The following is a 25243-nucleotide window of genomic DNA, read 5'->3' as shown; positions in this document are numbered from 1 at the left end:
GGAGCCGCACCGATTGCCGAGGAAGGCGTGAAGCGGATTGGCGAACTTTACCAAATCGAGGCCGACTTGCGCGGGCTTGCTCCGGAAACGCGCCTGGCTGCGCGACGGGAGCGATCAAAGCCGCTCATAGCCGACATGGAAACTTGGCTCACCTATCACCGTGCCCGCGTCGCTGCCAAATCGCCCTTGGGTGAAGCCCTGAAATACATCGCCAAATACTGGGTTGGCCTGTGTCTCTTCCTGACCGACGGCCGCATCGAGATCGACAACAACAGCGTCGAAAGAACTATCCGGCCGATAGCTCTCAATCGAAAGAACGCGCTTTTTGCAGGGCATGACGCGGGAGCCGAGAACTGGGCGACCATCGCCTCCCTCATCGAAACCTGCAAACTTAATGCCGTCGATCCGCTGGCCTATCTGACCAACACGCTCATCGCCATCGTTGAAGGCCACAAGCAGAGCCGGATTGAGGAACTCCTACCGTGGAATCATCCCACCAAAGTGTGAGCGGGGCACCACCTAGCAGCGACGGACAGCTCGGAGCTAAACGGCCTTCACCCGATAGGCACGAATTGATTCCACCAAGGCTTTCTCCTTGGCTCTCGCGGCCGTGAATCGACCAAACATCAGACTAACCGCAATTCCGTACCAGCCAAAGAACCATGGTGTGGCGAGCAACAGCACCACAAAAGCCGGGATTGCCAAGATTATCCCCCCAAGGGGGCCAAAGTTCTGGAACAATAGAATAATCGGGAAAAGAACAGGCAGCGGAGCAATCACCCACCAGAAGCCCAGTACGATTCCGATGGGAAGCATAGCCAAGGGGGGCGCTTGCTTCGCCAGACCGAGTGCCCAAAGCTCGCTGCGATGACGGTAATACGTGATCCGCTGCCAAAGTTTACCCATCTCATCGAACCCAAAATCGCGTTGCGCGGACATCACAAATCTACGCTGCTTTATCTTGCAGCGAAGAACAAAATGGAAGGAGCAGCATTGCCAAGGGCCGAGGATATCGCAGGGACTTTGGGCACCGGATCGCGCCCGATCCGGCGCAGACGGACTTACGCCGTGAAGGTGTGATCGGAACACCGCTTACGTATCATCGGGAACCGCTGCCGGAACGAGGCGCATGTGGACTGCCCCTTTCGATGTCTGCGGGTTCCTCGACGTCGTCGAGGCCGAGGTCTGGCGGGCGGAAGGAGGTAGTCAGACCAGCTTTGCATGAATCGCTTAGATCGCCGTGCTCAATCATTAAGGTCATGACCCACTGCATGCGTAGCTCAGGGACCAGCGATGGGGCCTGGCAGACACCTCGGAGAAGATCTAGCATGGCTGCTTAGCCTCTTAAGCTCAGCAAAATCGTTTTCATGTTTACCAACCTGGAAATCAACTCTCACGTGTTGGACTTTTGTGTGCGGCGGCGTTACCGCGTTGGGTGACTTATAACAGTCGAAGCCCACTTCGATTCGTTAAGGGTTCTTATTCCGGCGGACAGGGAATATGACGACAGGCTGATCAGTGCATGGTCGCAATCGATCATGCACGCGATTTTGGTCGAGTCGGCGATTCCGCGCAAACCGCTGTGTGATCTTCCATTCCCACGCCCGCTTGGTTCAACGCCCGTCATCGCCATTCCCGTAATGCGTCTCGCGATGTTTATCGCGGATCACGCGGCGACCTTCCTGTCTACTCCGCCTGAACTGCGACGAGGAAATCGTCGCCGAAGTGACGCCGACATCGGCAAGGTCACGAACGCAGTTGTAGAGGATAGAATGTTCGACCGAAATGCACGAAGTGGAAGTGCCAAGCGCCACCCAATATCTCACTCCCGATGTTCCGACCCCGACGAGATCGCATCCCACAATCTTTGCCGGGGTGACGAGCCGGCATGCAAAACTTGCTGCAATGCTATGGGCAGGAATTGTGCGCTCCGAACGTCGGCGACACTCCATTGTGCCCGCGCCGGTATTCACGCCGCAGAAATGATCCGCGACATCATCTCGAAAGCCGCCTGCAAGGAGATCGTTCACGCGGTCTGCAGGCAGCTCCGCCGGCGGTATTTCGCCGAAGCGGATCCACACATTTACGCCGTCACTGCCACGCGTCGCAGCGCGGCTTCGGCACAGCCTTCGTTGCTCTAAGGAGGGTCTGCATGAGCCGACGAACCATGCCTTATCACAGGCGCTACCACGGCGATGCGCTGCAGGGATATCGCCGCCTCACGCTTGAGCAGAGAGGCGCCTACACGACGATTCTCGATCTGATTTATGACGCATGCGGACCAATCGACAACAACGAACGATGGCTGGCTGGCGAGTTGAATTGCTCGATCAGGAAGGCGCGTGCACTCATCTCTGAGTTGATCAAATTGCGGAAGATTTTCATCAATACGCAGGGCCAAATCAGCAATCATCGTTGCGAGGTCGAGATAGAAAACTCGCTGAAAATTTCGCGAAAAGCATCTGAAAGCGTCGCGAAACGCGAAGAAAAACGGGCTGAGAAATCTAAATTCATCAATTATTTCAATAAAACCGCGCATCGTTCGATCAACGATCGATCATCAATACCAGTACCAGAGCCATATAAGGATAAAGATACGGATAGGTTGATGCATAGTGATGAGGGCCAAGCAGACAACCTTGCCGACAATCCACCCACGCAGCAGCCATGGTTCAACGGAGCCCCCGAACAAGACAATCACCCAAGACTTGCCGCGGCGCCGGCTCGTGGAAGATTTGGACGCGCTGAGCTCGACGCCCTGCTTGCTGCCCGAAGACGGAGGCACTGATGGCGACGAGGATGCAACTCACGAAGCCTGCCGACAGGCTCAAGTCGGCGAAGAGCGAGGAGGTTTTGTCACCCCTAAAGGAAATCGGCAACGAACAGCTGGGAGCCGAAGTACATGGCAGTGAGGTGGGACACTGCCGCCGAGCCAATGTCGGTGGCGTTCCGGAGGCGTTTCGTCAGTCCGACGCGGCTGATGTTCCTCTCCGGGATGGCCACAACCTCGCCGCAGAGCAGATCGCCCGTCGCCGCAAGGTTCGGGCAGACATCGACGCAGTGACGCCTGGCGAGGACCAGAAGGCGGCGTATTCGATGGCGGCAAGAAAGGCGCAGGACAGGGAGGTTTTTTCACCCCTAAAGGAAATCGGCGACGGACAGCTGGGAGCCGAAGTGCATGGCAGCGAGGTGGGACACTGCCGCCGAGCCAATGTCTGTGGCGTTCCGGAGGCGTTTCGTCAGTCCGACGCGGCTGATGTTCCTCTTCAGAGTGCCCGTGGGGGGCATCGCGGCTTCAATCGGCATTCATGGCGTGGACGGAGGAGCACCCGAACCCCGCAAGTGCGGCTGCCCAGCACGCAAGATCAACGCAGCGATGACCGTCGCCCTGGCATCGCTTGTGCCCCGGATCTGGAGTTACCAAGGATGAAAGCCGCAGAGTTTGACTGCCCCACTGGCCCCCCCCGGATTCGCGACCGGATTGTTTAGGGCTCGGCAGCAATTCCCTAGAACCCGTTGATCCGATGGACTGGACATGGCGTAACATCGATCTCATGAGACCGGAAAGTTGAGATCAGTGAAATCGCACGGCCTGGATCGACTCACACCAGCTGAATCCGGCGGGGCACTACACGTCGGATGTGCGGAGACGCATCATCGTCTCCGCCGCCATCAGAACCGGCAGTGGCGCCAGGCCAGACACGCCACTTTTGAACCGCCGGATGCCAACGCTAGCCGACGAACCGGTAACGGAGATATACGAGTGAAATACAACGATGTCCAATCCTGCGCATCTCCGAGCTCGCACATCACTTTGGCTCACATTAAAATGTGCGATGAACTGAGAAAACGCCATCCGGTCCGTTCCCTGCGGATCTGCAGCAAGTGCCGGGAGTGAGACCCAACAATGCAACCGCGGCAGCAGTTAGAGGATCTGAACGACCGCAAGAGGGTATGGCGATATTGGCTATCCAGCGCTTCTACTTGGAGGCGTTGTGTTTGGTGCGCGGCGCATTAAGAGAAGTTCACGCCGTCTCAATGACTTGTGAGGTGGCCGGAGAACTGCGCCAGCCTCGCCGCGACTCGACTTCAAATATATCGGAAACCTCATTGCTCCGCACCCGGACATGGAGAGAACAACTTGGCTTCGTTGTCTGCGATTGCGTGGCCTGATCTGCCAGCGGATCGGGTCGGACGCTTCTTTCTATTCGCAAGCTGGCGTGAGCGATTCGGTGGGAGCGTGAGGACATCAAGGCACGGTAAAAACGGTCTGTCGCTGACGAATGCTCTCGTACATCCGGAAGAACTGAAGTTTTTTGCGGGTACCGCTGCGGGCATTGATCGAAAGGCGTCACTTCCTGCAAACCGATATATCAATTGCTTAGGGCGGTGAATTCGAAAGACTTCTTCTCCGCCATATTCCAACAAAGCCCTTCACTTAGCTGCTGACCGTGTCCCGGCAGAGCTCACATCAACACTTCGCTCGGCGCCCGTCGAAGCGCCACTTCATGGTGCCATTGCCGGACGACTTCTCGCGTAAGGGTGGGCCAGCCTAACTTCCCCTCGGGTCTCTGCGCGAGTCGTCGGACATGCGCGAATCTCCAGCCGCTGATTCTCCGGGAATCGCTCGAAAAAGGCCTCGGCTCCAGCTCCCCGGATGCCCGTCCTGGCGAGTCGAGACTTGTGCGAAGGCGGCGCGCCGTAGCTTCGCTGCCCGGTTTTGCCCCTGTTTTCGGCCTCATTCTGCCTCTTTCTGAAACAAAAACGATCTCGCGGGTCTCCGCTAACTCCCCATGGCTAAAGGATTTTCTTAAGGCTTTGTTAAGAACCCCGGGCCGTCTTGGGCGATTTTGTGTCGTTTCAGCAACAGGGATCAGGGAAGGGCGGCGCAAAGGAGTTGATCTGACAAGTTGGACATTGCGCGCCCCTCTCCGTTTTGTATTTTCAACTCCGGAAGCAAGGGCGGTTGATCGTCCGACTTCTTGAACGTTGGGGATGGGGCAGGGAACGCTGTCCTTCAGCAAAGAAACCCAGACCCGTTTGAAACTTTTGACTGGAGGTCAGAAATGAACATCAAGAGCCTTCTTCTCGGCTCCGCTGCTGCTCTCGCAGCAGTATCCGGCGCTCAGGCTGCCGACGCTATCGTCGCTGCCGAGCCGGAGCCCATGGAATATGTCCGCGTCTGCGACGCTTTCGGCACGGGCTACTTCTACATCCCGGGCACGGAAACCTGCCTCAAGATCGGCGGCTTCATCCGCGTACAGGGCGACTTCGGCCGTGACGCTGCTGACAACCGTTTCAACCTTGAAAACGATAACGATGGCGACGGCTTTGCGGACGGTCAGTCCACGTCGGACTGGGATGTCTTCTCCCGCGCTTACATCTCGTTCGACGCCAAGAGCGACACTGAATACGGCACGCTCACCGGCTTCTTCGCTGCTGAGTTCAACGCCGACAACGACACCGATGCTGGCGACAGCCTGATCGACGTCGATGAAGCCTACATCCAGCTCGGCGGCCTCAAGGCCGGCTTCTTCTACAGCTGGTGGGATAAGGGTCTGAACGGTGAAACCGACTCGATCGGCGAAAACACCGAGTTCAACTCGATCGCTTACCTCTATGATGGCGGCACCTTCCAGGCCGGTATCGCTGTAGACGAACTCGAAGGCGCTACCACCAAGGCTAACGGCGTTGGCGTCGAAGGTATCGTCTCCGCTACGCTCGGCGGCGTAGCTTTCGACCTGCTCGGCAGCTTCGACACCGAAGTTGAAGAAGGCGCAATCCGCGCTTTGATCTCCGCAGACATTGGTCCGGGCACCTTGCAGGCTGCTGCGATCTGGGCATCCGATCCGAACGCTTATTGGGCTGACTCCGAGTGGAGCGTTGCTGCTTCGTACCGCTTCAACGCAACCGAGAAGTTCGCAATCACCCCCGGCGCTCAGTACTGGGGTGACCTGAACGATGGCGCTGGCGGCTTCGACTCCGGTGACGATCAGTGGCGCGTTGGTATCACGGCTGATTACCAGATCACCGAAGGCCTCGCTTCGCGCTTCACGATCAACTACACGGATCCGGATGACGCTGAAGAGCAGGTCAGCGGCTTCCTCCGCCTGCAGCGTGACTTCTAATCTGACTTGACCTCGGTCAGTAGAGAGAAGCCCGGCTCTTGAGCCGGGCTTTTTCTTTGCGGGGTTGGGGATGCCGCGACACTGAATAGGGCCCCTGTCATGCCTCACCAGCCTGGGGATCCGGGGGGCACAGGAATATTCGTCAGCTTCGAATAAAAGCGGCGATTTCGTCTTTGAGGCCATCGACGTGCAAAAGCGGAGCGTGGCCCTGGCCGGGCGCGGTGACCGCAACGAGGCCGGGATGCCGCCGGGCCATTTCCTGCACCGTCGCCGCACTCAGCAATCGTGAATGCTCGCCGCGAACGACCATTGCCGGGATGCCTGCAAAGGCTTCGAATTGCGGCCACAGCGACGGCAGCACGGCTTCGCCGGTCAGGCCCTTCAGTTGCGCAGCGATCGCCGGGTCGAAGTCCGCGATTGGAACCCCGCCGACGTCGCGATAGATCGCATCCGCCATCTCTCGCCAGTCCTGTGAGCCGAGACGGGGGAAGTCTGCTCCGTGGATGCGCTGGAGGAAGTCTGGGGCCTCCGCCCAGCTACGCGGGCTCGCTGGAGCATTGAGGTAATCCCTGATCCTCAGCAGTCCTTCGATCTCGATCACCGGACCGATGTCGTTGAGCACGACCCGGCCGATGAGGGCAGGGGCGGACATGATGAGGTGATGCAGGATGAGCCCGCCTCGCGACGTGCCGATGAAGGTTGCCTTGCTTATGCCGAAATGGGCGCAGGCGGCGACGACATCCCCGGCTTCGACGGCGATCGTGTAACGGGACTTGTCGCTGTCACGCTTCGACTGTCCCCGGCCGCGATAGTCCAGCGTGACAACGGGAAAAGCACCGCCGTCGGGCGAGGCAAGGAAAGCTGCCAGAGGATGAAAATCGCGGCTGTTGCGCGTCAGCCCGGGCAAGCAGACGATGGGCGTCTTCGCGTCACGGCCTATGACTTCGCTGCCGTAGCGTCTGCCATAGAGCCTGAGGCCGTCCCTCGCGCGAAAATAGTGCTCCCGAAACAGTTGTTTCTCACGCACCGGATGCTCTCGCATGGCTCCATCCTTCGGTTTTTCGGAGATTGTCCCTGCCTGCGGCGCTGCGGCTCAGGAAGGATTGCGGCCCATCCTCAGGTCGGCGACGATGTCCGCCTTCTGCCCGAGACGGGATTTGTAGACCTGGTAGTTCTCCATCACCCGCTGAACATAGTTGCGGGTTTCCTCGAAGGGAATCCGTTCGATCCAGTCGACCACCTCGTCGATCGGCTTGCCGCGCGGGTCGCCGTAGCGCGCCAGCCATTCCGGCACCCGGCCGGGTCCGGCATTGTAGGCGATGAACGTCAGGATGTAGGAGCCGCCGAAACGGTCGATCTGCTCGCCGAGATAGTGCGAGCCGAGCGTCGCGTTGTAGCCGGCGTCGCTCGTCAGCCGGTCCTTGGAATAGGCAAGGCCGTAGCGGCTGGCGACACCCTTCGCCGTCGCCGGCAGGAGCTGCAGCAGGCCGCGGGCATTGGCGGCCGACACCGCGGCCGGATTGAAGGCGCTTTCCTGGCGGGCGATGGCGTAGGCAAGTGCCTTGCCGGCGCCGCTGATATTGGCGTCCGTCGGGATCACGCCGAGGGGGAAGGCGAGGGCGGCGACATCGATGCCGCGGCCGAAGGCGATCTTGCCGATCTGCAGGGACAGTTGATGATTACCCGCCTTTTCCGCCCTTGCCGAGAGAATGGCGAGTTCACCTGGATCGGTCAGGTCCTCGGCAAGCGCGCGGTAGAGGCTTTCCGCGCGCCAGCCGTGGCCGGCGGCTTCCAGGCGTTCGATTGCTCGAACGGCTTCGCGATCTTCGAGCCGGGCGCGATCCTCAGGGGTTGGCGAGGGATAGGCGACGTTGAGGGCTGAGCGGCCGAGCCGAGCCGCGGCGAGCTGGCCGTAGAAGGTGCCGGGATAGCGGGCGGCGTTGGCGAAATACTCGTCCGATTTCCCAGGGCCGCCGGCCTCGGCGGCGCGTCCCAGCCAATACCAGGCCCGCGACGCCGAAATCGGCCGGTTCGACGTCGCCAGGATCTTACGAAAGTGTCGCGCCGCCGTCGTTGGATCTTCAAGCCCGCGCAGCGCGTACCATCCAGCATGGAACTCAGCGTCCACGATGTCGGTCGCGTCGATCGCAGCATGATGGGCGGCAACCCGGTAGGCTCCGCGAAAATCGCCCTTGTCGAGCAGGCCGCGGCTGACGATCCTTTGTTCGGTCCACCATTCGCCCGCATCGACGAGGGCGTTGCTGTCCTTCGGCGCCAAGGCAAGGAGCTCCGCCGCTTCCTCGAATTTCTCCTGCTTGCGCAGATATTCGACGCGCAGGAAGAGATAGGCCGGGTTGTCGCGCCAGGATGCATCGACCGCTTCGATCAGCGCCGCCGCCTTGCCGTTGCCGCGGACCACCGCAGCCCAGGCTCTATAGAGCGATTGTGCCTTGCCCAGGTCGCTGAACCTCTGCGCCTGTTCGACACGGCTGCGATAGAGAAGCATCTCCATGCGGCGCCGATGGTCGGCAGGCGTCAGCAGGGATGAGAATTCCGAAAGGATCTTGCTTTCGGTCTCCTTGTCCAGCGCCTCCTTCAGCCAGAAAGCACGAAGGTGGTGTGCCGCCGCGTCAGCCTTTCCTTCGGCCACGAGTGCCCGCGCGAGAATGATCGCGCCCTCTGCCGTTTCAGGCCGGCTCGAACCGAAGGCGGCGACCACGTCTGCCGGACTCGGATTTTCGCGGTAGAGCGCCCGCTCGGAATGGAAGCGCAAGGCCCTTAGGCCGGGCCAGCCATAAAGCTCGCGCTGCGCTTCGGCGATCTCGTAGGACGGGATGTCCTTCTGCCCGGAAACGGCGATTGCCCAGGTGAGGACATGGCGGTCGAGCGTTCCCGCACGCATGCGATTGCGGACAACCATCGCCTCGGACGGCTGGCGATCGGAGAGCGCATCGAGGCCCGTCTTCAGATCGGAAGCGACGGGTGTGATTGCGGCCCGTATGGCGCCGGTGACCTCATTGGCGACGACCGATGCCGGTGCGGGCGAACCGGGCCTTTTTGTCGGCACGGGGAGCCGGGTCTCGGTCGCAAGGGCGGAGGACGTCAGCATCGCAGCGCCGGAAATGGCGGCGACAGGCAGAAAGAGTGGTCCGCGCATCAAGCCCCGTGCTTCCCCGTTTCTCTCAATTTATTAGCTGCCGGATTCACTAACGAAAAGTTGGCGGACATCCGTCATCGCTGCAATTGCCGGCAAAGGCCGGATCCTCGCATTCCTGGCTGCCCCTGCCGAGCGACGCGCGGTCGAAATTGCAGGAAAACTGCTAGGAAATGCGCCCGTCCGACGCTTGCCGCAGCCATGTCACATGATTATGGTGCGGCAGTTTCTAACCGTCGAATGCGGCCAAAGCGTGGGCGCATGCTTGCCCCCTCAGCCGTCAGGAGTTGTGCATGTTCAAGGGTTCCATTCCCGCACTCGTAACCCCGTTCACGTCCACCGGCGCGGTGGACGCGGCAAGTTTCGTCGCGCATGTGGAATGGCAGATAAAAGAGGGGAGCCACGGCCTTGTGCCGGTCGGCACCACGGGTGAATCGCCGACCCTTTCGCATGACGAACACAAGCAGGTGGTGGAGCTCTGCGTCGAGGCGGCCGCGCGGCGCGTGCCGGTTATCGCCGGCGCCGGCTCCAACAACACGACCGAGGCGGTCGAGTTGGCGCAGCACGCCGAAAAGGCGGGCGCGGATGCCATCCTGGTCGTGACGCCGTATTACAACAAGCCGACGCAGAAGGGCCTCTTCGCTCACTATGCGGCGATTGCCGAAAGCGTGAAGCTGCCGATCGTGATCTACAACATTCCGGGCCGCTCGGTCGTCGACATGAGCGTCGAGACCATGGCCGCGCTAGCGAAGGCCTATCCGACGATCGTCGGCGTCAAGGATGCGACCGGCAAGATCGAGCGCGTCTCCGAGCAGCGCATGGCCTGCGGGAAGAATTTCGTCCAGCTTTCCGGCGAGGATGCGACGGCGCTCGGCTTCAACGCGCATGGCGGTGTGGGCTGCATATCGGTAACGGCGAATGTCGCGCCGCGCCTCTGCGCCCAGTTCCAGCAGGCGACGCTTGCCGGCGACTACGCCAAGGCGCTGGAATATCAGGACCAGTTGATGCCGCTTCACAAGGCCATCTTCCTGGAGCCCGGCCTCTGCGGCGCAAAATATGCGCTTCATCGCCTCGGGCGGATGAGCCGCGCCGTGCGCTCGCCGCTGCTGCCGACGCTCGAGCCGGCGACCGAAGCGGCGATCGACGCGGCTCTCAGGCATGCGGGATTGATGAACTGATGGCACCCAAGGGCAGCGAGCGTACGGTCAGGAAAGTGGTGGCGGAAAACCGCAAGGCCCGCTTCAACTACGAGATCGTCGATACCTACGAGGCCGGCCTTGTGCTGACCGGCACGGAGGTCAAGTCGTTGCGCGAGGGAAAGGCCAATATCTCGGAATCCTACGCCACCGACGAGGGCGGCGAGATCTGGCTGATCAATTCCTACCTGCCGGAATATCTCCAGGCCAATCGGTTCAATCACGAGACCCGGCGCCGCCGCAAATTGCTGTTGTCGAAGCGCGAGGTGAACCGGCTGCAGGGCGCGGTCAATCGCGAGGGCATGTCGCTCATCCCGCTCAAGATCTACTTCAACGATCGGGGCCGGGCGAAACTGGAACTGGCGCTCGGCAAGGGCAAGAAGCTGCACGACAAGCGCGAGACGTCCAAGGAGCGCGACTGGAACCGGCAGAAGAACCGTCTGCTGAAGGAGCGCGGCTGAACTGGCCGCGCAACTTTCCGCGGCCGCGCGAGATGCGATCAAGCAGTAGGCGCAATGCATCGTTCCGCCCGCGCCGGAAGGCCGGGCGGAACGAACGGGCTTGAACGCTGTTTCTATCAAGCCTCGGCGTCGTTGGAAACGGGCTCGGGCGGGCGTGCCATGCGTTCGGACGGCTCGCGGCCGATCTCGCCCCTCAGCGTCGCCAAATCGATGAAGTGGTCGGCCTGGCGGCGCAGGTCGTCGGCGATCATCGGCGGCTGCGTCGACATCGTGGAGACGACCGAGACCTTGCGTCCCTTGCGCTGCAGCGCCTCGACAAGCGTGGTGAAATCGCCGTCACCCGAGAAGATCACCAGATGATCGACCGTTTCGGACTGCTCCATCGCGTCGATCGCCAGCTCGATATCCATGTTGCCCTTGATCTTACGCCGACCGAGCGAGTCGGTGAATTCCTTCGCCGGTTTGGTGACGACCTTGTAGCCGTTGTAATCAAGCCAGTCGATCAATGGGCGAATAGAGGAATATTCCTGGTCTTCGATAAGTGCGGTGTAATAGTAAGCGCGCAGCAGGTAACCGCGTTTCTGGAATGCCTTCAGCAGCTTTCTGTAATCGATGTCGAAGCCCAGGCTCTTCGAGGCGGCGTACAGATTGGCGCCGTCGATGAAAAGAGCGATTTTTTCGCGAGGATCGAACATCGTAATTTCCTTTTCCATGCCCTGCGCATTATAGCCGTCTGCCCCCGCAGAAGGCGCGCAGAAAATAGGCGCATTACATTAATAATTGCTGATATTGCAAATAATGTAAGTTATGCCACGCATTAATCCAAGCGGCGTACGGTGCATATAGCAAGTTTTAGCAGTTGCTCCAGTTCATCCACACTTCAATTTACGATTGCTGGTGGAGATTTCGGCTGGCGCCTCCCAAAATACAATCCAAATATGTGGACCTCGGCCGCATCGCGGATATGTCGTATTCTATCATGGGGTCGGGAATGATGTGAGCGGCGGGTGCAGGAAAAACTTGAACTTGTGCTGTTTTGATTGTATCCGGGCGACTAATTCCAGAAATCGGAGCTGCAAGTGCCGTCCTGTTGCGGCGTTCCGGTTTCGTGTCGTTAATCCCGCCGCGGCAGCCGCCGCGCTCTCGCAAAGGACAAGGCCATGGCCCGCGTCACCGTCGAAGACTGCATCGACAAGGTCGAAAACCGTTTCGAACTCGTCCTGCTCGCCAGCCACCGCGCACGCCTGATCTCTCAGGGCGCCCCGATCACGGTCGACCGCGACAACGACAAGAATCCGGTCGTCGCCCTGCGCGAGATCGCCGACGAGACCCTTTCGCCGGGCGATCTCAAGGAAGATCTGATCCATTCCCTGCAGAAGCATGTGGAAGTGGACGAGCCCGAGCCCGACGCGGCCGCGATCGCCCAGTCGGAACCCGCCGCTTTTGCGGAGGCTGCGGAAGACGAGGACCAGCCGGAGGCTTTGACCTTCGACCGCATGTCGGAAGAGGAGCTACTGGCCGGCATCGAAGGCCTGGTACCGCCGGAAAAGAGCGACGACTACTGAGATCCGTTCGCGAACAGCCGTTCCAAACGTGTTTTCGAAGCAGTGCGCCACTCATATGATTGGCGCACTTTTTGTTTGTCTGACTGCCATGGAGCCGCCTGCGAATGATGCGCCAATACGAGCTCGTTGAGCGCGTGCAGAAATACAAGCCCGACGTGAACGAGGCCTTGCTGAACAAGGCCTATGTCTATGCCATGCAAAAACACGGGCAGCAGAAGCGGGCAAGCGGCGATCCTTACATTTCGCACCCCTTGGAAGTGGCGGCGATCCTCACCGAGATGCATCTCGACGAATCGACGATCGCCGTTGCGCTGCTGCATGACACGATCGAGGACACGACGGCGACGCGGCAGGAGATCGACGAACTCTTCGGCGAGGATATCGGCGCGCTTGTCGAAGGCCTGACGAAGATCAAGAAGCTCGACCTCGTCACCAAGAAGGCCAAGCAGGCGGAGAACCTGCGCAAGCTGCTGTTGGCGATATCGGACGATGTCCGTGTGCTTTTGGTGAAGCTCGCCGACCGGCTGCACAATATGCGCACGCTCGACCACATGTCGGCGGAAAAACGCGCCCGGATCTCCGAGGAGACGATGGACATCTATGCGCCGCTGGCCGGGCGCATGGGCATGCAGGACATGCGCGAGGAGCTCGAGAACCTCGCCTTCCGCCATATCAATCCGGAGGCCTATGAAACCGTCACGAGGAGGCTGGAGGAGCTCTCCCAGCGCAACGAAGGCTTGATCAAGAAGATCGAGGAGGAACTGAGCGAACTGCTTCAGGCCGAGGGCTTGCGGAATGCTCAGGTGAAGGGGCGTCAGAAGAAGCCCTATTCCGTCTTCCGCAAGATGCAGTCGAAATCGCTTTCCTTCGAGCAGCTGTCGGATGTCTGGGGCTTCCGCATCATGGTCGACGATATCCCCTCCTGCTATCGGGCGCTCGGCATTGTGCATACCCGCTGGCGCGTCGTTCCCGGCCGCTTCAAAGACTATGTTTCGACGCCGAAGCAGAACGATTACCAGTCGATCCACACGACGATCATCGGGCCTTCGCGCCAGCGCATCGAGCTGCAGATCCGCACTAGGCGCATGCATGAGATCGCCGAGTACGGCATTGCCGCCCATGCGCTCTACAAGGATCGCGACGCCCTCACGGGCGATCCGACACGGTCTCCGACGTCGAACGCCTATGCCTGGCTGCGGCGCACGATCGAATCGCTTGCCGAGGGTGACAATCCCGAGGAATTTCTCGAGCACACAAAGCTCGAGCTCTTCCAGGACCAGGTCTTCTGCTTCACGCCCAAGGGGCAGTTGATCGCGCTGCCGCGCGGCGCGACCCCGATCGATTTCGCCTATGCCGTGCACACCAATATCGGCGACACCTGCGTGGGTGCCAAGATCAACGGCCGCATCATGCCGCTCGTCACCCGCCTCAACAATGGCGACGAGGTGGAGATCATCCGTTCCGGCATCCAGGTGCCGCCACCCGCCTGGGAGGAGATCGTCGTCACCGGCAAGGCACGCGCGGCGATCCGGCGCGCCACTCGTGCCGCCATCCGCAAGCAATATGCGGGTCTCGGCTACCGCATCCTGGAGCGCACATTCGAACGCGCCGGCAAGACCTTCTCGCGCGAAGGGCTGAAGCCGGTGCTGCACCGGCTCGGCCAGAAGGAAGTCGAGGATGCGATCGCCGCCGTCGGCCGAGGCGAGCTCTCCTCGCTCGACGTGCTGCGCGCCGTCTTCCCCGATCACCAGGACGAACGGGTGACCGTCAAGCCGAGTGCCGATGACGGCTGGTTCAACATGCGCAGCGCCGCCGGCATGGTTTTCAAGCTGCCGGAGCGGTCGAAGGAGGCAGCCGCGGCGGGGCAGGTGGAGGGCCCGGAAGCGCTGCCGATCCGCGGCCTTTCCGGCAATGCCGAGGTGCATTTCAGTCCCGCCGGGGCCGTCCCCGGCGATCGCATCGTTGGCATCATGGATCGGGACAGGGGCATCACCATCTATCCCATCCAGTCACCGATTCTGCAGAAATTCGACGAGGAGCCGGAGCGCTGGATCGACGTTCGCTGGGACCTCGACGAGGCCAACAATAACCGTTTCATGGCGCGGATCGCCGTAAGCGCCCTCAACGAACCTGGCACGCTGGCAGAGATCGCCCAGGCGATCGCCACCAGCGACGTCAATATCCGCTCGCTTTCCATGGGGCGGGTTGCCGCCGATTTCAGCGAGTTGCAGTTCGATCTGGAGGTCTGGGACCTGCGTCAACTCAATCACCTGATGACGCAGCTCAAGGAATTGCCGAGCATTTCTCTGGTCAAGCGGCTTTTCGATTAGGCCTCCGCTTGTTGCCTCCTTGGCGAGCAATGCGAGGCATAAAATCGGCAGGTCATGCGCTGGGTGCATGGCTGCCGGTTGATCATGGCGCTGGTGGAACACCGATCGCTAAACTACTTATTCGATCGGGAGGTAAACGAAGAGGTTTGCCATGTTCAAGCAGTTGAAGAAAATCACCCGTGCCCTGCACATCCCCACCATCGAAGAGCGCGAAATTGCCTATCTGAACGGCTCGATCGACCGCATCGACCTCGAATACCGTCAGCGTCAGATCGACCGCGGTCTGTTCCGCAAGGATTTCTGATCCGCAGGTAACCCCATGCTGACGCGTTTTCCGGATCCCATCGATCCGGGTGGCGGAGCGGCTTGGATCACCGTCTGTCGATGCGGGAAGCCTGTTTTCGAGCTATGCAAATGCTGAATGGCTCTAAGGGGCAACTCCACCCATCGCCCGTCAAGCTTGCGCCTTGCGGGTCTGACGCCTATCTTGCGCCCATCACAGGGGCGCCGATCGGCGGTTACAAGATGCGACGACAGAATGCTATTTAGGCGCAGAGAACCGGTCACGATTTCGGAACGCCTTCGCGCTTTCTTCTGGCCGCGCAAGGGGCTCTCGCGCGGTCCGCGTTATATCGCCCTGCGCATACTCCGCCTGAATTCTTCTCCCCATTCGATTGCCGTCGGCGTAGCCGCTGGCGCAGCCGCCGCATGCACGCCTTTGTTCGGCCTGCATATAGTTCTGGCAGTCATTCTCGCCTGGATCTTCTCCGGCAATCTCGTCGCAGCGGTCATCACCACTGCACTCGCCAATCCGATCACCATTCCGGTGATCCTGACCGTTTCCTACGAGATCGGCGTTGCGCTCACGGGACCGCAGGCCGGTCCGGGCGTCGGCTCGGCGGAGATCGCCCGATTGATCGAGCAAATGCAGCTTGCCGAACTCTGGGGGCCCGTGCTCAAGCCCGTGCTCGTCGGCTCGCTGGCCCTCGCGCTCGCCGGGGCCTTGATCTTTTACCCGCTTGCCTTCCAGACCACCCGGATATTCCAGGTCCGGCGGCGGGAGCGGCTGCAGAAAGCCGGATACCCGTCATGATCATCGGCATCGGCAGCGATCTCATCGATATTCGCCGCATCGAAAGCTCGCTCGAACGATTTGGCGAGCGCTTCGTCAACCGTTGCTTCACCGACATCGAGATCGCCAAATCGGATGCGCGCAAAAACCGCGCGGCCTCCTATGCCAAGCGCTTCGCCGCCAAGGAGGCCTGTTCGAAGGCGTTGGGCACCGGCCTCGCGCAAGGGGTTTTCTGGAAGGACATGGGTGTGGTCAATATGCCGGGCGGCAAGCCGACGATGCAACTGACCGGCGGTGCGGCGGCCCGCCTTCAGGAGATGCTGCCCATTGGGCACCGCGCCGCCATTCATCTGACGATCACCGACGACTTCCCGCTTGCACAAGCTTTCGTGATTATCGAGGCGCTGCCGGTTGCCCCCGCCGAGGGAACGGTTTAGAGCACTGCCGGGATAGCGCCGCTCCGGCAGTCGCTTGAAGCGACCTGGCCCGGTGAACACATGAATGTGCGGTTGCGCGGCAGGACGACAAGGAAGAACTGAGCGTGGAAGAAAAGACAGAAACGCACCAGAGCGCCCTCTGGGAGAATGTGAAGGTCATTGTTCAGGCGCTGCTCTTGGCTTTGGTCATTCGCACCGTTTTCTTCCAGCCCTTCACGATTCCGTCCGGCTCGATGATGCCGACTTTGCTCGTCGGCGACTATATCTTCGTCAACAAGTTCGCCTACGGCTATTCGAAATACTCGCTGCCCTTTTCGCCGGATCTTTTCAGCGGCCGGATCTTTGCAAGCGAGCCGAAGCGCGGCGATATCGTCGTGTTCCGCTTTCCGCCCAATCCGGACATCGACTATATCAAGCGTGTCGTGGGCCTGCCGGGGGACCGCATTCAGGTCAGGAACGGTGTCCTCCATGTCAACGGCAAGCCGGTCGATCGGGTCCCGGACGGAACCTTCCGGGCAGACGACAACTATGACACCGGCGGCGACGTGCCCGTCTACCGCGAGACGATGGACACGGGTGTGACCTATGACACGCTCGACCAGTTCCCGGATTCCAGCGGAGACAACACCCGCGAATTCCTGGTGCCGGAAGGCCATTACTTCATGATGGGCGACAACAGGGACAATTCCTCCGACAGCCGCTTCGACGTCGGTTTCGTGCCGGCGGAAAACCTGGTCGGTCGTGCCAGCATGATCTTCTTCTCTCTCGGCAACGACACGTCCTTCCTGAAAATCTGGAATTGGCCGGCGAATCTGCGTTACGACCGGCTGTTCAAGGTCGTCGAATGATGAAGGGACGGTCGCTGAGCGCGGAGGATCGGGCAAGGCTCGAGACCGCGATCGGTTATCAGTTCGCCGAGAAGGAACGCCTCGACCGCGCGCTGACGCATTCCAGCGCCCGCAATGCGCGCGCGAGCAACTATCAGCGGCTTGAATTCCTCGGCGACCGCGTCCTCGGACTTTGCGTCGCCGAACTCCTGTTCCAGACGTTCCTCGACGCCAATGAGGGCGAGCTGTCGGTTCGCTTGAACCAACTCGTCAGCGCCGAGAGCTGCGCCCGGGTTGCCGACGAGCTGTCGCTGCACGAATTCATTCGCACCGGCTCCGACGTGAAGAAGATCACCGGCAAGCACATGATGAATGTGCGGGCCGATGTGGTAGAGTCGCTGATCGCCGCGATCTATCTCGATGGCGGGCTGGAGGCGGCGCGTCGCTTCGTGCTGCGGCACTGGACCGATCGCGCAGCAAGCGCTGACGGTGCCCGCCGGGACGCCAAGACGGAATTGCAGGAATGGGCGCACGCCAAGTTCGGGGTGGCGCCGAGATACAGGACGGATGATCGCTCCGGTCCCGACCACGATCCGCGCTTCACCGTGACCGTAGAGGTCGACGGGATCGGGCCGGAAACGGGGACCGATCGCTCGAAGCGCGGGGCCGAGCAGATCGCTGCCATGCGATTGTTGGAACGCGAAGGTGTTTGGCAGAAACGGTCTGCCGGAAATTGACGGAAGCTATGACGGACAAGCAACAGGACACGGGCGCCGGCAGCACGGCGACCCGCTCGGGCTTCGTGGCGCTGATCGGCGCGACGAATGCAGGAAAGTCGACCTTGGTGAACCATCTGGTCGGCGCGAAGGTATCGATCGTCAGCCACAAGGTGCAGACCACGCGAGCGATCATCCGCGGCATTGCCATCCATGACAGGACCCAGATCGTCTTCATGGACACACCCGGCATCTTCAAGCCGCGCCGCCGGCTGGATCGGGCCATGGTGACGACGGCCTGGGGCGGCGCCAAGGATGCCGACCTAATCATGCTGCTGATCGACAGCGAGCGCGGGCTGAAGGGCGACGCCGAAACGATCCTCGAGGGCCTGAAGGATGTTCCCCAAGCGAAGATCCTGGTCCTTAACAAGATCGACCGGGTTCGCCCGGAGGACCTCTTGAAGCTTGCGGCCGCCGCTAACGAAGTCGTTCCCTTCGAGCGTACCTTCATGATTTCCGCGCTGACCGGCTCCGGCTGCGGCGACCTTATGGACCACCTTGCGGCCGCATTGCCGGAGGGGCCATGGTACTATCCGGAGGACCAGATCTCCGATCTGCCGATGCGCCAGCTCGCGGCCGAGATCACCCGCGAGAAGCTGTTCCTCCGCCTACATCAGGAACTCCCTTACGCGTCCCACGTCGAGACGGAGAAATGGGAAGAGCGCAAGGACGGCTCGGTGCGCATCGAACAGGTGATCTATGTCGAGCGAGACAGTCAGAAGAAGATCGCGCTCGGCAAGGGCGGGGAGGCGATCAAGGCGATCTCGACCGCGGCCCGCAAGGAAATTTCCGAGATCCTGGAACAGCCCGTGCACCTCTTTCTGTTCGTCAAGGTGCGCGAGAACTGGGGCGACGATCCGGAGCGTTTCCGCGAGATGGGACTCGATTTTCCGCGATAAGCGCTCAACGTAGCGGCTATTTTTGGTCATTCGAGGCGGCGAGCCTCTTGTTCAGAAGCGGTCCGATCGTCTCGGCCCGATTGGTCCAGACGTAGCCGGAAAAATTCTCCGGAACGAGGGCGAGCTGTTCGGCGCTGTCGATTCCGGATGTGAAGTCGCCGCCGTGATGGGGCCCGAGCAGGATGATCTCGCTTCCGGCGGCCTGCATTCGGGCAGCAAACCGGTAAGGCCAGCCCCACAGAAAAGGCGCGTAGTTGGCGGGTACCACGATCAGCGTATCGCGGCAGGCCTCCGGCACGATCCCGGTCCAGCCATAGGCGGCATAGCGGCCAAGGCAGGCCATGGTGGATTGCCGGTCGTAGCCCCTCAGCCCGCCGACCAGCCGCAGGGTCTCCTGCGTCGGCGCTCTGCCTCCGTAAACCCCGAAGATCAATTTGCGCCACTCCGGGTGAAACCGCAGCATGACGGCAAGGGTCGCACCTTCCTCGCGCCGCTCGCTCTTGAAGTTGATCAGGAACCGGCCGTGGGGCAGGGCGGTGAAAACTTCCCCCAGCGTCGGCATCTGGCCTTCTCCCTGGCCGCGGAAGGGAAAGGTCTTCCCGCCGTCCGCCGTGTAGCCGTAACCGATATCGAGCGTCTTCAGCTTGGACATCGGCGTCTCTTCCGTAACGCCCGCTCCATTTGTGCGGCAGTCGAGCGTCCAATCGTGGAAGACGGCGAACTGGCGGTCGGGAGTCAGGTGGACATCCAGTTCGATCACCTCGGCGCCGCTGTCGAGTGCTGCGCGCATGGAGGCGATCGTGTTCTCGAGATAGGCATGGCGCGGCGGTTCGATACGCTCAGCCGTGCAGGTGTCGTTGCCCACCTCGTCCAGACTGAAGACCTGATGAATGCCGCGATGGGCGAGAACCTTCGCGGCTCCGGCCGGCGGTGCCACCAGATAGGATGTGTTGAGGAGCCAGATGATGGCGACGATGATGACCGCGACGACGGCGATGACGGCGAGTTTCCTCATCGTGAATCCTCCTCTCGTACCGCGCTCTGCTCGGCACAGCCGCTCCTGCACTTGCGCTGCCACGCTCCCCGTTATGCGGATTGCGAACAAACCGTCACCTCCGCGCGTGATTGACCGGCAGCAGGCCCTATGGGAGGTAGGCTCCCGAACCGCCCAATGCAATGCCGCAGGAGAACTTAGGTGCCGCAGCTCGTCCAGGGAAAATGGGTCAAGAATGATGTCGCCGCAAGCGAGATGAAGGACGGCGCGTTCCATCGCGAGCCGACCCGCTTCCGCTATTGGATCACCACTGACGGACGATCCGGGCCGGACGGCCAGCCGTCATTCGCCGCGGAAGCGGGGCGCTACCGGCTGTTTGTCTCCTATCTCTGCCCATGGGCATCCCGGACGATCGCGATGCGCAACCTCAAGGGACTTCAGGAGATCGTCGGGCTTACGGCCGCAAATCCCGTGCTCGGCGAGGACGGGTGGATCTATGACGAACCTGTGGATGCGGGCACCCGCGTGGGGCGCGTCCGCTATCATCACCAGCTTTATACGGCGAGCGACCCGGGCTATTCCGGGAAGGTCTCCGTCCCCGTGCTCTGGGACATGCAGGAAGGCCGGATCGTCAACAACGAGTCGGCCGATATCCTTCGCATTCTGAACTCGGCCTTCGACCGCTTGACCGGCAACCGCCTCGATCTCTACCCCGCGGCGCTCCGCACCGCCATCGATCGCTGGAACGAGCCGATCTACGCGTGTGTCAACAACGGCGTCTACCGGGCCGGATTTGCCAAGACTCAGGCCGCCTATGACGAAGCCGTCGTAAGCCTATTCGGCATGCTCGATGAACTCGAGCGACATCTCGACGTGAACCGATATCTCGCCGGTGAATATCTGACCGAGGCGGACATTCGCCTCTTCGTAACCCTCGTCCGTTTCGACGTCGCCTATCACGGCGCCTTCAAATGCAATATCCGCCGGATCGAGGATTATCCCTGCCTCTCCAACTACCTGCGCGAGCTCTATCAGTGGCCGGGAATCCGTGAAACGGTCCGGATCGACGATATAAAGCGCGGATATTACGGTATCCAGCACATCAATCCCGCCGGGATCGTGCCGGCGGGCCCGGCGATCGACTTCGATCGCCCGCATGATCGATCCCGTCTTGCCGGCCTCGGGGTTTTCGGCACGTAGCGGGTTGCTCGCCGGCGATGCGCTCCGGCAGGCGTTACCGATGTACTAAGGAAGCAAAGCCTTGAGGGGCCACAGCACAACCCCATTGATTAACCGCCGAACGCCGCTAAGTTAATGTAAGTTCTGATGGATAGGAGCCTCAAGAGGCTGGCCTGACGACATCCCGGTTGCAGCCCCGCGCTTTTGCACGGCGCCAGCCCGCCGGAGGCCGTGCGGCTTGCCCGAGCCGGTTCTCGCTGCTTCCGGACTCAATCGGCGCCGTCCCGGCGCGCACACCTTCCGGAGGCCAACCGAACCGCCCGCTCCATGCGGAAGAACGGATATGCCCGTATAGGTCTGGCGCTGAGGTTGGAAATGAATGCAGCATTGTTGAAGTTGCTTCGCCGTCTTGTCCAGAAGGGAACTCTGACGGTCATTTTTTCATCGGGAAAGAAAGTTGTTCTTGGGGATGGCACGGGGAAGCCCGCGGCCATGCATATAACGGACGCTGAGGCGGAAAAGGCCATATTGTACGACCCCGGCCTAAAATTCGGCGAAATGTACATGGACGGCCGTGTTGTCATCGAAGAGGGCGATATCTTCGACGTCCTGTCGATCATCAAGAGCAACGGTGTGGAAAAAGCGGCGACCTTCCTCAATTCCATCGTCGCCCTCGGGCACGTATTTCGTCAGCAGCTAAAAAGCCGGCTGCCGGTCAACCGCAACCGCTACAATGTCGCCCATCACTACGATCTCGACGGCAAGCTATTCAACCTCTTCCTCGACGAGGACTGGCAATATTCCTGCGCCTATTTCCATCCGCCGGGCATTTCGCTCGACGAGGCGCAGCGCGCGAAGAAGCGCCATATAGCCGCGAAGCTGCTGCTCGAACCGGGCCAGCGGGTGCTGGAGGTCGGTTCCGGCTGGGGCGGCTTGGCTATGTACCTCGCCGAAGCGACGGGCGTCGAAGTCACCGGCATCACGCTCAGCGAGGAGCAACTGAAGGTCTCGCGCGAACGCGCCGCCAGACGCGGGCTGTCCGATCGCGTGCGGTTCGAATTGCAAGACTACCGTACCCTGCAGGGGCGGCAATTCGACCGGATCGTCTCCGTCGGCATGTTCGAACATGTGGGCATCGGCAACTACGGCAATTTCTTCCGCAAGATGAAGGAATTGCTGAAATCCGACGGCGTCATGCTGCTTCATTCGATCGGCCAGGTCTACAAGCCCTGGGCGACCAATCCCTGGATCGAAAAGTATATCTTCCCCGGCGGCTACATCCCGGCGCTTTCCGAGGTCCTGCCGCCGGTCGAGAGCACGCGCCTGCTTGTCAAGGACATCGAGATCCTGCCGATGCACTATGCCTGGACGCTCCGCGCCTGGCGCGAGCGCTTCGTTGCGCGGCGCGAGGAAGCGGTGAAGCTCTATGACGAGCGCTTCTTCCGGATGTGGGAGTTCTATCTCGCCGCCTCCGAAACCGCCTTCCTCTACGACAAGCACTTCATCTTCCAGCTTCAGCTCTCGCCGTCGCTGGGGGCCGTGCCGGTCTCGCGCGATTACATCGAAGCGAAGGAGCGCGAATTGCTGGAGTTCGAGAAAACCCGCTCGCGGCTGGAGCTCGTCGCGGTGTAGCGGGGCGCGCGGTGTTTTTCTGCCCCTCATCCGGCCTGCCGGCCACCTTCTCCCCGCAGGCGGGGAGAAGGGACGCGCGGCGCCGTCTTAGGCTTCCCTGTCCCCGCGGGCGGGGAGAGGGGTAGTCCTCGGGTTAAACACGAGGAGGGGGCATTCCGCTTCGCCTGCTGGATGTTCGGCGCTGCCATCTTCTGTGGAGTGCGAACGAGCGCTCAACCGCCCTCACTTGGCCTTCATGGTCTGCGTCAGTATGGTCCGGCTTGGAAACAGCAGACGGAACGCAGACATGACCGCAAAACCCATCGCCGCCATCATCGCAAGCGAGATCAAGGCGACTGCCGCCCAGGTTGGCGCCGCCGTCGAACTCCTCGATGCCGGGGCGACGGTGCCCTTCATCGCCCGCTACCGCAAGGAGGTCACCGGCGGTCTCGACGACACCCAATTGCGCACGCTCGCGGAACGGCTCACCTATCTGCGGGAGCTCGAAGCGCGCCGGTCGTCCATTCTCGAGTCGATCCGTGACCAGGGCAAGCTCACCGACGAGCTGGAAGGCAAGATCGCCGCCGCCGTAACCAAAGCGGAACTCGAAGACATCTACCTGCCCTACAAGCCGAAACGGCGGACCAAGGCGGAGATTGCCCGGGAGCGCGGCCTCGGGCCGCTCGCCGAGGCGATCCTTGCCGATCGCTCGATCGCGCCGGCCGACCGGGCGGGGGCCTTCCTTTCCGCCGAAGTGCCGGACGTGAAGGCGGCGCTCGACGGGGCCCGCGACATTATCGCCGAAGGCATGACCGAGAACGCCGACCTGCTGGGCCGCTTGCGCAATCACATGCGCGAGGCGGCGTTCCTGCGGGCGAAGGTCGTCGAGGGCAAGCAGGAGGCGGGGGCGAAGTTCTCCGATTATTTCGATCACTCGGAACGCTGGGCAACGGCACCCGGCCACCGCGCGCTGGCGATGCTGCGCGGCTGGAACGAAGAAGTCCTTTCGGTCGACATCGTCGTCGACCAGGAGGCCGCATCTCCGCAAAAGCCGGTCGAGCGCATGATCGCTGCCGCCTATGAGGTCGGCGGGCACCTGCCCGGGGACAAATGGCTGCTGGAGGTGATCGGCTGGACCTGGCGCGTCAAGCTGTCTCTTTCTCTGTCGCTGGACCTCATGCGCGAACTGCGCGAACGCGCCGAGGAGGAAGCGATCCGCGTCTTCGCGCGCAACCTCAAGGACCTGTTGCTTGCGGCACCGGCCGGCTCGCGGCCGACCATGGGTCTCGATCCCGGCATCCGGACCGGCGTCAAGGTCGCGGTCGTCGATGGCACCGGCAAGCTGCTCGATACGACGACAGTCTACCCGTTCCCTCCGAAGAACGACATTCGCGGCACGCAGGCCGAACTCGCGGCGCTCGTCCGCAAGCACAAGGTCGAACTGATTGCCATCGGCAACGGCACCGGCAGCCGCGAAACGGAGAAGCTCGTCGCCGATATGCTCGCCCAGATGCCGGCGCCGAAGCCCACCAAGGTGATCGTTTCCGAGGCGGGCGCCTCCGTCTATTCCGCTTCGGAGACGGCGGCGGCGGAATTTCCCAACCTTGACGTTTCGCTGCGCGGGGCCGTGTCGATCGCCCGCCGGCTGCAGGACCCGCTCGCCGAACTGGTCAAGATCGAACCGAAATCGATCGGCGTTGGCCAATATCAGCACGACGTCGACCAGTCGCACCTCAGCCGCTCTTTGGACGCCGTCGTCGAGGATGCGGTGAACGCCGTCGGTGTCGATCTCAACACCGCATCGGCACCCTTGCTGGCGCGCGTTTCCGGCCTGGGCAAGTCGTCGGCCGAAGCGATCGTGGCGCATCGCGATGCGACGGGCGCCTTCGCAAATCGGCAGCAACTCCTCAAGGTGCCGCGTCTCGGTGCCCGCACCTTCGAGCAATGCGCCGGCTTCCTGCGGATTACCAACGGTTCCGAGCCGCTCGACGCCTCGGCCGTGCACCCGGAGGCCTATGGCGTGGCCAAGAAGATCGTCGCTGCCTGCGGCCGGGACGTGCGCTCGCTGATGGGTGACAGTGCGGCGCTGAAGAAACTCGATCCGCGCAGCTTCGTCGACGAACGATTCGGTCTGCCGACGGTGAAGGACATTCTGTCCGAACTGGAGAAGCCGGGCCGCGATCCGCGCCCGAGCTTCAAGACGGCGACCTTCGCCGAGGGGGTCGACGACATCAAGGATTTGAAGGTCGGCATGCAGCTCGAAGGGACGGTGACCAATGTCGCGGCCTTCGGCGCCTTCGTCGACATCGGCGTGCACCAGGACGGGCTCGTCCACGTCTCGCAGCTTGCCGATCGCTTCGTCAAGGACCCGCATGAGGTGGTGAAGGCCGGCGACGTGGTGCGGGTTCGCGTCACTGAAATCGATGTGGCGCGCAAACGCATCGGGCTCAGCATGCGCAAGGACGGCGGCGCCGAAACCGGACGGGAGGCGAAGGGGCCGTCATCGAGCGCCATCAACCGCAATTCGGCTGCGCGGCCACAGAAATCGCAGGTACCTGCTCAGGGCGCCTTCGGCGCGGCGCTGATGGAGGCGATGAAGAAAAAATAGCCCTGC

At 61.4% G+C, this 25243-nt stretch carries 23 protein-coding genes; 17 read left to right on the top strand and 6 right to left on the bottom strand.

All coding sequences use genetic code 11. The features are described from left to right. Positions 1-507: transposase (locus CO656_RS17535; protein ID WP_144353222.1), on the top strand; the 507-nt coding region annotated here is incomplete at its 5' end. Between the two features lie 36 nt (positions 508-543). Here CO656_RS17535 and CO656_RS17530 read toward each other — a convergent pair. After that, positions 544-939: a hypothetical protein gene (locus tag CO656_RS17530; protein ID WP_234819784.1), complete on the bottom strand. Its 396-nt coding sequence runs from the start codon at positions 937-939 to the stop codon at positions 544-546. Between the two features lie 674 nt (positions 940-1613). Further along, positions 1614-2081 (bottom strand): hypothetical protein, encoded by a 468-nt coding sequence (locus CO656_RS30500; RefSeq protein ID WP_210421636.1) that lies wholly within the window; start codon positions 2079-2081, stop codon positions 1614-1616. Between the two features lie 71 nt (positions 2082-2152). Here CO656_RS30500 and CO656_RS17525 point away from each other — a divergent pair, with 71 nt between their 5' ends. From CO656_RS17525 to CO656_RS17515, 3 genes are all read left to right on the top strand, one after another. Next, positions 2153-2788: a DUF1376 domain-containing protein gene (locus tag CO656_RS17525; RefSeq protein WP_097526548.1), complete on the top strand. Its 636-nt coding sequence runs from the start codon at positions 2153-2155 to the stop codon at positions 2786-2788. Beyond that, complete coding sequence (locus CO656_RS17520; protein WP_097526547.1) at positions 2788-3489, top strand: hypothetical protein; 702 nt, start codon at positions 2788-2790, stop codon at positions 3487-3489. Before CO656_RS17525 ends, CO656_RS17520 begins: the two co-directional genes overlap by 1 nt. Before the next feature lie 1577 nt (positions 3490-5066). Then, positions 5067-6128, top strand: coding sequence for a porin (locus CO656_RS17515; RefSeq protein ID WP_097526546.1), 1062 nt, complete (start codon positions 5067-5069; stop codon positions 6126-6128). A gap of 142 nt (positions 6129-6270) precedes the next feature. Here the strand turns inward: CO656_RS17515 and CO656_RS17510 are convergent, their stop codons facing one another. Together CO656_RS17510 and CO656_RS17505 are read right to left on the bottom strand one after the other, a co-directional pair. Further along, positions 6271-7170 (bottom strand): alpha/beta hydrolase, encoded by a 900-nt coding sequence (locus tag CO656_RS17510; protein WP_097526545.1) that lies wholly within the window; start codon positions 7168-7170, stop codon positions 6271-6273. Positions 7171-7221: 51 nt separating this feature from the next. Beyond that, positions 7222-9285 carry a lytic transglycosylase domain-containing protein gene (locus tag CO656_RS17505; RefSeq protein WP_097526544.1) on the bottom strand — a complete coding sequence of 688 codons (2064 nt, stop codon included), beginning with the start codon at positions 9283-9285 and terminating at the stop codon, positions 7222-7224. Between the two features lie 290 nt (positions 9286-9575). Between CO656_RS17505 and dapA the strand changes: the two genes are divergently transcribed. Both dapA and smpB read left to right on the top strand, forming a co-directional pair. Then, the gene (gene dapA / locus CO656_RS17500) at positions 9576-10460 is read left to right on the top strand and encodes a 4-hydroxy-tetrahydrodipicolinate synthase (protein WP_097526543.1); all 885 of its coding nucleotides are present in this window, start codon (positions 9576-9578) and stop codon (positions 10458-10460) included. Next, positions 10460-10939 carry an SsrA-binding protein SmpB gene (gene smpB / locus CO656_RS17495; protein ID WP_037413670.1) on the top strand — a complete coding sequence of 160 codons (480 nt, stop codon included), beginning with the start codon at positions 10460-10462 and terminating at the stop codon, positions 10937-10939. Before dapA ends, smpB begins: the two co-directional genes overlap by 1 nt. A gap of 116 nt (positions 10940-11055) precedes the next feature. On the opposite strand, the gene CO656_RS17490 is transcribed toward smpB, so the two are convergent. Next, on the bottom strand, positions 11056-11634 hold the full coding sequence (locus CO656_RS17490) for an NYN domain-containing protein (protein WP_037413672.1): 579 nt from the start codon (positions 11632-11634) through the stop codon (positions 11056-11058). Between the two features lie 465 nt (positions 11635-12099). Here CO656_RS17490 and rpoZ point away from each other — a divergent pair, with 465 nt between their 5' ends. The 8 genes from rpoZ to era all read left to right on the top strand — a co-directional run bounded on the left by rpoZ (position 12100) and on the right by era (position 18845). Next, positions 12100-12504, top strand: a complete 405-nt coding sequence (gene rpoZ / locus CO656_RS17485) for a DNA-directed RNA polymerase subunit omega (protein ID WP_037413674.1) — start codon at positions 12100-12102, stop codon at positions 12502-12504. Between the two features lie 104 nt (positions 12505-12608). After that, a complete protein-coding gene (locus CO656_RS17480) occupies positions 12609-14834 on the top strand; it encodes a bifunctional (p)ppGpp synthetase/guanosine-3',5'-bis(diphosphate) 3'-pyrophosphohydrolase (protein ID WP_037413676.1) in 2226 nt (741 codons plus the stop codon). 151 nt (positions 14835-14985) lie between these two features. After that, entirely contained in the window at positions 14986-15138 is a 153-nt protein-coding gene (locus CO656_RS17475) for a DUF3563 family protein (protein ID WP_064506643.1), read from the top strand. 234 nt (positions 15139-15372) lie between these two features. Next, positions 15373-15927 (top strand): DUF2062 domain-containing protein, encoded by a 555-nt coding sequence (locus CO656_RS17470; RefSeq protein WP_179864783.1) that lies wholly within the window; start codon positions 15373-15375, stop codon positions 15925-15927. Next, positions 15924-16343 carry a holo-ACP synthase gene (gene acpS, locus CO656_RS17465; protein ID WP_037413683.1) on the top strand — a complete coding sequence of 140 codons (420 nt, stop codon included), beginning with the start codon at positions 15924-15926 and terminating at the stop codon, positions 16341-16343. Before CO656_RS17470 ends, acpS begins: the two co-directional genes overlap by 4 nt. Positions 16344-16447: 104 nt before the next feature. Next, entirely contained in the window at positions 16448-17191 is a 744-nt protein-coding gene (gene lepB / locus CO656_RS17460; RefSeq protein WP_037413684.1) for a signal peptidase I, read from the top strand. Further along, positions 17191-17907, top strand: coding sequence for a ribonuclease III (gene rnc, locus CO656_RS17455; protein WP_097526570.1), 717 nt, complete (start codon positions 17191-17193; stop codon positions 17905-17907). The genes lepB and rnc overlap by 1 nt, the downstream gene beginning before the upstream one ends. 8 nt (positions 17908-17915) lie before the next feature. Beyond that, the gene (gene era / locus CO656_RS17450; protein WP_097526542.1) at positions 17916-18845 is read left to right on the top strand and encodes a GTPase Era; all 930 of its coding nucleotides are present in this window, start codon (positions 17916-17918) and stop codon (positions 18843-18845) included. Positions 18846-18861: 16 nt separating this feature from the next. Here era and CO656_RS17445 read toward each other — a convergent pair whose 3' ends face one another. Continuing rightward, positions 18862-19860 carry a glycerophosphodiester phosphodiesterase family protein gene (locus CO656_RS17445; RefSeq protein WP_097526541.1) on the bottom strand — a complete coding sequence of 333 codons (999 nt, stop codon included), beginning with the start codon at positions 19858-19860 and terminating at the stop codon, positions 18862-18864. A 180-nt stretch (positions 19861-20040) separates the two neighbouring features. Between CO656_RS17445 and CO656_RS17440 the strand changes: the two genes are divergently transcribed. The 3 genes from CO656_RS17440 to CO656_RS17430 all read left to right on the top strand — a co-directional run bounded on the left by CO656_RS17440 (position 20041) and on the right by CO656_RS17430 (position 25237). Further along, positions 20041-21039, top strand: a complete 999-nt coding sequence (locus CO656_RS17440; protein ID WP_097526540.1) for a glutathione S-transferase family protein — start codon at positions 20041-20043, stop codon at positions 21037-21039. A 354-nt stretch (positions 21040-21393) separates the two neighbouring features. Next, positions 21394-22650: a cyclopropane-fatty-acyl-phospholipid synthase family protein gene (locus CO656_RS17435; RefSeq protein WP_097526569.1), complete on the top strand. Its 1257-nt coding sequence runs from the start codon at positions 21394-21396 to the stop codon at positions 22648-22650. A gap of 286 nt (positions 22651-22936) precedes the next feature. Continuing rightward, positions 22937-25237, top strand: coding sequence for a Tex family protein (locus CO656_RS17430; protein ID WP_097526539.1), 2301 nt, complete (start codon positions 22937-22939; stop codon positions 25235-25237). Positions 25238-25243: the final 6 nt, after the last annotated feature.

It is taken from the genome of Sinorhizobium sp. FG01 (assembly GCF_002531875.1).
Taxonomy (GTDB): Bacteria; Pseudomonadota; Alphaproteobacteria; order Rhizobiales; family Rhizobiaceae; genus Sinorhizobium; species Sinorhizobium fredii_C.
This window is presented reverse-complemented; position numbering and strand designations above follow the sequence as displayed.